This is a genomic window from Actinoplanes sp. NPDC048791 (genome assembly GCF_040650095.1).
Taxonomy (GTDB): Bacteria; Actinomycetota; Actinomycetes; order Mycobacteriales; family Micromonosporaceae; genus Actinoplanes.
This window is the reverse complement of the sequence record NZ_JBEZGQ010001736.1, coordinates 1-1,051: the sequence shown is the minus strand read 5'-3', so window position 1 is coordinate 1,051 and position 1,051 is coordinate 1. Positions and strand designations below refer to the sequence as shown.

1 protein-coding gene is annotated in these 1,051 nt (G+C 75.5%); it reads right to left on the bottom strand.

What is annotated here, in order from left to right; translation table 11 throughout:
• Positions 1 to 1,051 (bottom strand): SpoIIE family protein phosphatase (locus AB0C29_RS50060; RefSeq protein ID WP_360835660.1); only part of this gene is annotated, 1,051 nt, incomplete at both ends.

Sequence of the window (1,051 nt, the reverse complement as noted above, 5' to 3'; positions counted from 1 at the left end):
TGCCCGCCGGTGGCCAGGCACATGCGCACCCGGCCGTGCTCGGCCCGGCTGATCGCGGCGACGACCAGGGTGACGAAGCGGTGCTGGCGGCCCGAGCCCAGCAGCGCGCGGTTGAGCACCGTCAGCATCGCGGCCGGGTCGGCGTCGACCAGCCGCAGCGCGCGCAGCGTCTGGCGCACCTTGCCGGTCAGCACGGCCGCCTCGGGACCCTTGCCGCAGACGTCGCCCAGCGCGACGACCGTCTCCGGGCTGTCCTCGACCGGGCCGAAGACGTCGTAGAAGTCGCCGCCGATCCGCAGCGCGTCCTTCGCCGCCTGGTAGGAGCCGATCAGCTCGACGCCCTCGGGCTGCGGCAGCTCCGGCGGCAGCAGGTCGGCCTGCAGGATGGCGGTGGTGTCGACCTGGTCGCGGTAGAGGGCGGCGGCGGAGATCGCGCCGCCCGCGCGGGCGGCGAAGATCCGGGCCAGCATCTCGTCCTCGGCCGAGAACACCGCGTCCGGGCCGCGCCGGGCCAGGATCAGCGCACCGGCCGGCTCGGCGTTGCCCGGCAGCGGCGTCACCAGCAGGGCGCCGACCGGGCCGAAGCCCTCGGGGAGCAGCCACGCCGGGATCTGCGAGGCGTCCAGCCAGCGGCTCGGGATCGGCGGGAAGCCGCCCAGCGCCTCCTCCAGGCCGGGGACCTCACCGAGCACGCTCTCGCGGAGCACGCCCTCCTCCACGGACTCGCCGGCGATCAGCCGCATCCACTCGTTCTGCCGGCGGCGGGCCGGCAGCACCACGACCGCGGCGTCGGCCAGGTGGGCCGCCGCCAGCTCCACGGTGGTACGCAGGCAGCGCCGCTGGTTGAGCGAGGCGGACAACCGCCGGCTCGCCTCGGCCAGGAACAGCGTGCGGTCGCGCTCGGCCTGGAACTCCTGGGCGCGGGCGAGCTCCTCGGTGATGTCCTGCAGATACCACCCGTAGTGCTCGTCGCCGAGCGGGCGGCGGTGGCCGAGCAGCTGGCGGCCCTGGTGGTCGTCGGTGAAGGTGCTGGTGCCCTCGGCGATCGCCC